Source organism: Arthrobacter sp. SO5, assembly GCF_020532805.1.
In the GTDB taxonomy this organism is placed as follows: domain Bacteria; phylum Actinomycetota; class Actinomycetes; order Actinomycetales; family Micrococcaceae; genus Arthrobacter.
In genome coordinates, this window is the sequence record NZ_MQTQ01000093.1 from 7918 (window position 1) to 15855 (window position 7938).

8 protein-coding genes are annotated in these 7938 nt (G+C 66.6%); 2 read left to right on the forward strand and 6 right to left on the reverse strand.

Translation table 11 applies throughout. The features are described from left to right. The 5 genes from BJG92_RS16185 to BJG92_RS16205 form a co-directional block, all read right to left on the reverse strand. On the reverse strand, positions 1-378 hold a 378-nt coding region (locus BJG92_RS16185; RefSeq protein ID WP_232085010.1), incomplete at its 3' end, for a cytochrome c oxidase subunit 4. Beyond that, complete coding sequence (gene ctaD, locus BJG92_RS16190) at positions 375-2102, reverse strand: cytochrome c oxidase subunit I (protein ID WP_232085011.1); 1728 nt, start codon at positions 2100-2102, stop codon at positions 375-377. The genes BJG92_RS16185 and ctaD, both read right to left, overlap by 4 nt. A gap of 10 nt (positions 2103-2112) precedes the next feature. Next, positions 2113-2985 (reverse strand): cytochrome c oxidase subunit II, encoded by an 873-nt coding sequence (gene coxB, locus BJG92_RS16195; RefSeq protein WP_232085012.1) that lies wholly within the window; start codon positions 2983-2985, stop codon positions 2113-2115. A 200-nt stretch (positions 2986-3185) separates the two neighbouring features. Next, the gene (erpA, locus tag BJG92_RS16200) at positions 3186-3575 is read right to left on the reverse strand and encodes an iron-sulfur cluster insertion protein ErpA (protein ID WP_232085013.1); all 390 of its coding nucleotides are present in this window, start codon (positions 3573-3575) and stop codon (positions 3186-3188) included. A gap of 186 nt (positions 3576-3761) precedes the next feature. Beyond that, positions 3762-5192: a dipeptidase gene (locus BJG92_RS16205; RefSeq protein ID WP_232085014.1), complete on the reverse strand. Its 1431-nt coding sequence runs from the start codon at positions 5190-5192 to the stop codon at positions 3762-3764. A gap of 106 nt (positions 5193-5298) precedes the next feature. On the opposite strand from BJG92_RS16205, the gene BJG92_RS16210 reads away from it, so the two are divergent. Continuing rightward, positions 5299-5898, forward strand: coding sequence for a DUF3043 domain-containing protein (locus BJG92_RS16210; protein WP_232085015.1), 600 nt, complete (start codon positions 5299-5301; stop codon positions 5896-5898). An 88-nt stretch (positions 5899-5986) separates the two neighbouring features. On the opposite strand, the gene BJG92_RS16215 is transcribed toward BJG92_RS16210, so the two are convergent. Then, positions 5987-7060 carry a quinone-dependent dihydroorotate dehydrogenase gene (locus tag BJG92_RS16215; protein WP_232085016.1) on the reverse strand — a complete coding sequence of 358 codons (1074 nt, stop codon included), beginning with the start codon at positions 7058-7060 and terminating at the stop codon, positions 5987-5989. Positions 7061-7145: 85 nt separating this feature from the next. Here BJG92_RS16215 and BJG92_RS16220 point away from each other — a divergent pair. Beyond that, positions 7146-7938 (forward strand): FAD-binding protein (locus BJG92_RS16220; protein ID WP_232085101.1); only part of this gene is annotated, 793 nt, incomplete at its 3' end.

Below are 7938 nucleotides of genomic sequence, written 5' to 3' on the forward strand. Positions count from 1 at the left end.
GTATTCGTAGACCCAGCCGACCAGGGCGACGACCGCGAGGCCGCCGGCGATGAACACAATCCAGAATCCTACGGCCAGGCCGAGGAAACCGGTGGCGCAGGAGAAGCCAAGGACCAGCGGCCACCAGCTCCACGGGCTGAAGTGTCCCTGTTCACCGGCGCCTTCGTGGATCTCCGCGTCGCTGCGGTCCTCCGGACGCATCCCGACGCGTTTCCCGGTGAACGCCAGGTAGGCGCCGACCATGCCCGCGAGGCCGCCGAGCAGCAGAATCCCGAGTGCGCCGACCCACTCCGTCCAGCCGGTCAGGAATCCGTAGACGACTGAGACCGGGATGAAGAAGAAGGCTCCGTAGCCAAAAATCCTTGATTCGATTTTCACTGGGCCTGGTCCTTCTGGTCGGCGTTACCGAGCGCTGCTGCCGCCGGGGCAGGAGAATCGACGGTGTATGACTGGGAGAGCTCGGGGTGGTGCAGATCCAGGGCAGGACGCTCCGAACGGATCCGCGGCAGCGACGTGAAGTTGTGACGCGGCGGCGGGCACGACGTCGCCCATTCGAGGGAGGCGCCAAAGCCCCACGGGTCATCAACTTCGACCCGTTCGGTGCTGCGCCAGGTGATGTAGACGTTCCAGAAGAACGGGATGAGCGACGCGCCCAGCAGGAACGAGGCGTAAGTGGAGAACTGGTTCATCCAGGTGAAGTTATCCTGCGGCATGTAGTCCGCATAACGCCGGGGCATGCCCTCGACGCCCAGCCAGTGCTGGATGAGGAAGGTGCCGTGGAAGCCCAGGAACAACATCCAGAAGTGGATCTTGCCCAGGCGCTCGTTGAGCATCTTGCCGGTGAATTTGGGCCACCAGAAATAGAAGCCGGCGAACATCGCGAACACCACGGTGCCGAAGACGACGTAGTGGAAGTGTGCCACCACGAAGTAGGAGTCGGACACGTGGAAGTCCAGCGGCGGGGAGGCCAGGATGATGCCGGTGAGGCCGCCGAAGAGGAACGTGGCCAGGAAGCCGATGCTCCACAGCATGGGGGTCTCAAACGTGATGGAACCCCGCCACATCGTGCCGATCCAGTTGAAGAACTTCACACCGGTCGGAACGGCGATGAGCATCGTCATGAAGGAGAAGAACGGCAGCAGCACGGAGCCGGTGACGTACATGTGGTGGGCCCACACGGTAACGGACAGGGCTGCGATGGAGATCGTGGCGTACACCAGGCCCTTGTAGCCGAAGATCGGCTTGCGGCTGAAGACCGGGAAGATCTCCGAGACAATGCCGAAGAACGGCAGCGCGATGATGTAGACCTCAGGGTGCCCGAAGAACCAGAACAGGTGCTGCCAGAGGACAGCGCCGCCGTTCTCGGGATCGAAGATGTGGGCTCCGAAGCGGCGGTCCGCGCCGAGGGCGAAGAGGGCTGCGGCCAGCGGCGGGAACGCCATCAGGACCAGGATCGCCGTCACGAGGATGTTCCAGGTGAAGATCGGCATACGCCACATGGTCATGCCGGGGGCACGCATGCAGATGACCGTGGTGATGAAGTTCACGGCGCCGAGAATGGTGCCGAAGCCCGACAGCGCGAGGCCGAAGACCCAGAGGTCACCGCCCACACCGGGGCTGAACGTCGTATTGGACAGCGGCGCATACGCGAACCAGCCAAACGATGCGGCACCCTGCGGGGTGATGAAGCCGGACACGGCGATGGTGGAGCCGAAGAGGAAGAACCAGAAGGCCAGTGCGTTCAGCCGCGGGAACGCGACGTCGGGTGCACCGATCTGGAGCGGCATGATGACGTTGGCGAAGCCCGCGAACAGCGGGGTCGCGAACATCAGGAGCATGACGGTGCCGTGCATGGTGAACAGCTGGTTGTACTGTTCCTTGGTCTGCAGGATCTGCATGCCGGGCTCGAACAGCTCGGCGCGGATCAGCAGCGCCATCACGCCGCCGAAGCAGAAGAACACGAAGGACGAGATCAGGTACATGTACCCGATGGTCTTGTGGTCGGTGGAGGTGATCCAGTTGACGACGATGCGTCCCTTGGATTTGGGTACTACGGGAGCCTCAAGGGTCCTCCCGGAGGGCTGAGAATAGGTGGTTGCCACGTCGCTCCCCTTACTTGGTTTCGGTCGGGGCCGGGTTGCGGTCGTACTCTTCGCCGAGGAGACCGGTGTTGCCGTCCTGGCGCAGCTTCTCCAGGTGTGCCTGGAATTCGGCGTCAGAGACGACCTTTACGCGGAACAGCATCTCGGAGTGGTACTCGCCGCAGAGTTCAGCGCACTTGCCGTCGTAGGTGCCCTCTTTGGTGGGGGTGACCCTGATGTAGTTGGTCTTGCCGGGGATCATGTCGCGCTTCTGCAGGAAGGCGGGAACCCAGAACGAGTGGATGACGTCGCGGGCATTGAGTTCCAGGTCAACGGACTTGTTCACCGGGAGGTACAGGGTGGGCAGCTTTTCCTTGTCCACGTTGTCACCGGTGAGGTGCGCCTGGACGCCGGCCTCGTGGACGTCCTCGCGGACGACGTCGCCCTTTTTGTAGTTGAAGTCCCAGGCCCACTGCTTGCCGCGTACGTCGACGACGACGTCGGCAGGCACGGCTCGGTTGTCGATCGCCTGCTGGTCGCGGTCCGTGAAGTAGAAGAACACCAGGACCATGAACAGCGGGATCGTCAGGTAGAAGACCTCGAGGGGCAGGTTGAAGCTGTTCTGCCGGGGGAAGCCCACGGTGCCCTTGCGGCGCCGGTAAGCGACGATGCACCAGATCATCAGACCCCAGGTGATGACGCCCACGATCAGCGCGGCAATCCATGAGTTGACCCAGAGGTCCATGATGCGGTCAGTGTTGCTGGTGGTGCCACGCTCCGTGGGCAGCCACCCTTTCTGTACCTCTGGTGAACATCCAGTCAAAGCCAACGCGCCGGCGAGTGCCAAGCCAGTGATCGTAGTGATCTGTTTGCGTCGGCTGCCGGTTCGGTTCTGCGAACTCACAGACGGCCCTTCCTACTTGTTGCTGTCGCCCCGGGCCGGTAATTGGCGGTCAGGGCACAAAAAAAGTTTTACTACTCGATGTAGAGCTTACCGCTCCCCAGGAGTTTTCGCCCACATGTCCGAGCCGTGCGTCGGGACCTTTTTGCCCGGTCTGCTCGTGCGGGATGCCGCGGCACTAAGGCCGGGCACAATGCCCGGCCTTAGTGGAAGGAATCCCCGCAGGCGCAGGAGCCACCGGCGTTGGGGTTGTCGATGGTGAAGCCCTGCTTGGCGATGGTGTCCTCGAAGTCGATGCTGGCACCGCTGAGGTAGGGAACGCTCATCTTGTCGACCACAACTTCAACGCCGTCATAGTCACGTACCGCGTCTCCGTCGAGGATCCTCTCATCGAAGTAGAGCTGGTAGATCAGGCCGGAGCAACCGCCGGGCTGCACGGCAACGCGGAGGCGCAGATCCGTGCGGCCTTCCTGCTCGAGCAGGCTGCGGACCTTGCCCGCTGCGACGTCGGTCAGCTTGACCTCGTGCGTTGCCTGTTCCTCGTCAGCCGGGGCGGTGGTGCCGGCGCTGTTTTCATTGGTTGTAGTGCTCATGGCCTACCTTCTTACGGCGGTGGTGGCGGTGCCGCTCGCACGGCACCTGCCCCTACTTCAACGGTATGGGCTATAGCTACATGCTACGTCGATCCGCGGCGTAGCTCTAACTCCTGGCGTAACCCTCGGAGCCGGCTGGCTGTTCCCCGGGACTGGACGCCGCGGAGCAACGGGGCCGCCCGCGGGTCAGGCCAGTCCGTCCTCGTTCAGGCGGGCCAGCAGGAGTGCTTCGGCCACGATCGCGTTCCGGAAGTCAGCCAGGTGCAGGGACTCGTTGGCGCTGTGGGCACGCGAGTCCGGATCCTCGACGCCGGTGACCAGGATCTGCACGTCGGGGTACAGCTCCGTCAGGTCAGCAATGAAGGGAATCGACCCGCCGATCCCCGTTTCGACGGCCGGCACACCCCAGGCTTCCCCGAGTGCCCACATCGCCGCGGTCGCTGCCGCGGAGGACGTGTCCGTGAGGAAGGCGTTGCCGCTCTCCCCCGGCGTGAAGACCACCTGGGCACCAAAGGGCGCGTTGGCCTCGACGTGCTTGCGCACGGCGTCCATGGCATCGGCCGGATCCTGCCCGGGGGCCAGGCGCAGGCTGAACTTGGCGCGGGCCCGCGGGAGCAGGGTGTTGGAGGCGACGTCCACGGCCGGGGCGTCGAAGCCGATGATCGACAGCGCCGGCTTGGTCCACATCCGGGACGCAATGGAGCCTGTCCCGGCGAGCCTGACGCCGTCGAGCACTGAGGCGTCGGCCCGGTACTGCTCTTCCGTGAGGTCCACCTCGACGTCGTCGCGGCTGACCAGGCCGGCGATCGCGACGCTGCCATCCTGGTCGTGCAGCGTGGCGATCAGCCGGGACAGCAGCGTGGGGGCGTCCAGCACAGGACCGCCGAACATGCCGGAGTGGACGGCGTGGTCCAGCACCTTAACCTCGATGGTGCCGTCGACGAGTCCGCGCAGGCTCGTGGTGAGGGCCGGGATGCCCACCTTCCAGTTGCTGGAGTCGGCGACGACGATCACGTCGGAGCGCAGCAGGTCCTGGTGGGTTTCCAGGAAGGACCGGAAGGTCGGGGACCCGGCTTCTTCTTCGCCCTCGAAGAAGAAGGTCACGCCGAGGCCGAGGTCGTTGCCCAGCACCTTGGTCACGGCGGAGTAGGCCGCGATGTGGGCCAGGATTCCCGCTTTGTCGTCCGCCGCGCCGCGGCCGTAGAGCCGGCCGTCGCGTTCGACGGCGGTGAACGGCTCGCTCTGCCACAGCGCGAGGTCGCCGGTGGGCTGCACATCGTGGTGGGCGTACAGCAGGATGGTCGGCTTGCCTTCGGCGGCGGGACGGCGTGCGACGACGGCGGGACCGCCGGGCGTGCCGTCCTCCTTGTCGCAGCGCAGGATCCTGACGTCGTCGAACCCGCTGGCGCGGACCAGCGCGGCGACGGCGTCGGCGCTGGCGTTCAGCGGGGCCGGGTCGAAGCTGGGCCAGGCGATGCCCGGTATGGCGACGAGCTCCTTCAACTGGCTGATGGTGGTGTCAAACGATTCGGCAACGGCCCGGCGGAGGGCTTCGGCGTCGAAGTTTCCGACGCGGCCGGTGGAGGTCTGCGGGTTCCCCGCGGGTGATGAAGTCATGGCCAGAACACTACCCGTGTCACGGATCACCACAAACAGTGCCGCTGCGGCTCGGGCGCCCTGTGGGCTGGGTCTCGCGCCGGGCGGCGCGGGGTATTCTGGAGGGGTGTTTGGACGAAAAAAAGAAGCGCCCTCGGCGCAGGACGTAGTTGACCAGCAGGCAGCCGACGCTTCGGCCGGCGCCGCCGCCATCGGGAAGGGCGCCCCCACGCCCAAGCGCAGCGCCCAGGTGGCCGCCCGCAGGCGCCCCCTCGTGCCGGAGGACCGTAAGGCCTCCAAGGCCGCGGAACGCGCCGCCATCCAGGATCAGCGGGTGAAGACGCGCCAGGCCCTGGACTCCGGCGATGAGAAGTTCCTGCCGCTGCGGGACAAGGGCCCGCAGAAGCGCTTCGCCCGCGACTACGTGGATGCCCGTTTCAGCCTCGGCGAATACCTGATGTTCGGCGCCCTGGTCTTCGTGGTGGTCTCGCTCCTCGTGCCGGCCTCCAGTGAACAGATGATCTACGTGCTGGGCGGCTTCTGGGTGATGTTCCTGGCGGTCTTCGTGGACGTCTTCGTCCTGTCCCGGAAGCTGAAGAAGCGCCTGGCGGCGAAGTTCGGCAACGTGGAGCGCGGCACGGTCTGGTACGGGTCCATGCGCTCCCTGCAGTTCCGCCGCCTCCGCCTTCCCAAGCCGCAGGTCAAGCGCGGCGAGTTCCCCGCCTGATGCACTAGCCACCCGGAATCGCCAACGAAGAAGCCCCCGGCAGTCGGACTGCCGGGGGCTTCTTGTGCCTGGTGCGCCTCGGGCGCACCTAGCGCCGCGAGGGGTGCTTTGCGAGCTGCCGGTTGATGCGGGCGGCCCAGAAGGGACCCTCGTACAGGAATGCCGTGTAGCCCTGCACCAGGCTGGCGCCGGCGTCGAGGCGTTCCTGGACGTCCCGGGCCGTTTCCACGCCGCCGGCCGACACAAGCACCAGAGCGCCCCCGGTCGCGTTCCTGAGCCGGGCAAGAACTTCGAGGGAACGCTTCTTCAGCGGCGCCCCGGACAGGCCGCCGGCTCCGCAGGCCTCAACCTCCGCCAGACCGGTTGAGAGGGCGGGTCGGGCGATGGTCGTGTTGGTGGCGATGATGCCGTCCAGCTTCAGGTCCAGGGCCAGGCGGGCGACGGCGTCGACGTCCTCATCGCTGAGGTCCGGGGCAATCTTGACCAGCAGCGGCACGTGCCGGCCGGCGGCCCGGTCCGCTTCCTCGCCCACGGCCGAAAGCAGCGGACGGAGCGTCTCAACGTCCTGGAGCAGCCGGAGACCGGGGGTGTTCGGGGAGCTGACGTTGACCACCAGGTAATCGGCGGCAGGCGCCAGGCTCCGGGCGCTGACCAGGTAGTCGGCCACGGCGTCCCCAAGGTCCACCACCTTGCTCTTGCCGATGTTGACGCCGATGACCGGGCGGACGCCGGGATGGTGTCGCTGCAGTGCGGCCCGAGCCGATTTCAGCCGCGGCGCCACCGCCGCGGCGCCATCATTGTTGAACCCCATCCGGTTGATCACGGCCCTGTCCTCGATGAGGCGGAAGAGCCTTGGGGCCGGGTTGCCGGGCTGGGCCTGGCCGGTGATCGTGCCGACCTCGACATGGCCGAAGCCGAGCTCGGTGAGGGCTTCGATTCCGTGGCCCTCCTTGTCAAAGCCGGCTGCCAGGCCGAAGGGGGAAGGGAAGGTCAGGCCTAAGGCCTGGGTCCGCAGCGAGGGGGCCGGGGCCGTGAACTTCTGCAGCACCCGCCCGGCACCGCAGCTGTGGACCAGGCGAATGGCCCGGAAGCCGATTTTGTGGGCGCGTTCGGCGTCCATCCATGAGAAGGCAAGCCGGAAGAAGGTCGGATATACGCGCATGGCTCTAGTTTTGCGGTTCATGCGTCCCAGACCAAACCAGCGGCCCGCCGGGAGTTAGCATGAAGCCATGACCAGCGACGATGCAATGTTCACCGGCGGACCCCACGGAGCCGCGGGGACCGTCGTGGAGGCCGATGTCATCGTCGTCGGCGCTGGCCTTGCCGGTCTGGTGGCCGCGGCGCAGGCCTATGCCGCCGGGCGGCGTGTTGCGGTGCTGGACCAGGAACCCGAAGCCTCCGTGGGCGGCCAGGCACACTGGTCCTTCGGCGGCCTCTTCCTCGTCAACTCCCCCGAGCAGCGCCGGCTGGGCGTGCGGGACAGCGAGGAACTGGCCCTCTCTGACTGGCTGTCCTCCGCAGCCTTCGACCGGCCGGAGGATGCCCTCGCCCGCGACTGGGCCGCCGCGTACGTCAACTTTGCGGCCGGAGAAAAACGCTCGTGGCTGGCATCTCTCGGCGTCGGGCTGTTTCCGCTTGTGCAGTGGGCCGAGCGCGGGGGCTACGGCCCCGACGGCCACGGCAACACGGTTCCGCGCTTCCACGTCGCCTGGGGCACCGGACCCGCCCTCGTGGAACCCTTCCTGGCGAAGCTGCGGGAGGGCCAGGCGTCAGGGCGCGTGTCCTTTCACTTCCGGCACCGCGCCACGGACCTCGTGAGCCACGCAGGACGGGTGAGCGGCGTCCGTGGGGAGGTTCTGGAGCCCAGCGGCGCGGCGCGCGGTGCGGCCTCCCCACGGGTCGTCGTGGGCGGCTTCGAAGCCTCCGGTGCGGCGGTGGTGGTGACCAGTGGCGGCATCGGCGGCAATCACGCCGCGGTGCGCCGTCAGTGGCCTGGCGGCCGCGCACCCCAAAAGATGCTCAGCGGCGTGCCCGCCTCAG

Excerpts from the sequence above, each read along its gene's own strand:
- BJG92_RS16215 (WP_232085016.1), bottom strand. The coding sequence starts at position 7,060 with ATGCGCGTATATCCGACCTTCTTCCGGCTTGCCTTCTCATGGATGGAC.
- erpA (WP_232085013.1), bottom strand. The coding sequence starts at position 3,575 with ATGAGCACTACAACCAATGAAAACAGCGCCGGCACCACCGCCCCGGCT.
- BJG92_RS16205 (WP_232085014.1), bottom strand. The coding sequence starts at position 5,192 with ATGACTTCATCACCCGCGGGGAACCCGCAGACCTCCACCGGCCGCGTC.